The following is a 543-nucleotide window of genomic DNA, read 5'->3' on the forward strand; positions in this document are numbered from 1 at the left end:
ATACCATTTCTGATTTAAAAATACTCAAAAAATGTTTTAGTGTATAATTGATAACTGGTGATAGATTTTATAAGTTCAGGAGTTAGTTGGTTTACCATCTCAGTAATTTTATCCTGTAGTGTTTTCACCTCTTTGAACAGTTTCATTGCAGTTTTATTTTTCATCCACTGCCAGACTTTTTCGGCAGGGTTTAACTCTGGTGTATATGGAGGTATTCTTATGAGTTTTATATTTTTTGGGATTGTAATGCCTTGGCAAGCATGGAACCCAGCATTGTCTATGATAACTATTTTAAGTTCTCTAGGGTTTTGGTTACTAAAATCCTTAAGGAAGCCTTCAAAGATAGGGTTGGATACTAATGGGGTTTCCCAGTAGAAACTATCTCCCGTAATGGGTGAGAAACATCCCCAGAGCCAGAGCCATTGGTAGGAGTGTTGGTATTTTCCTATGGGTTTGATTCCCTTGGAGACTAACACCCTTTTTTGTTTGGTCATCAGTCCAAAACGGGACTCATCCTGAAAATAGAGATTCACACTGTCAAAG

General features: G+C 37.2%; 1 protein-coding gene. It reads right to left on the reverse strand.

The genetic code is table 11. The features are described 5' to 3' along the window. Positions 1-14: 14 nt before the first annotated feature. The coding region (locus AC1EUY_RS16145) for an IS630 family transposase (RefSeq protein ID WP_480196582.1) at positions 15-543 on the reverse strand (529 nt) is incomplete at its 5' end.

It is taken from the genome of Maritimimonas sp. 2210JD6-3, from assembly GCF_056591795.1.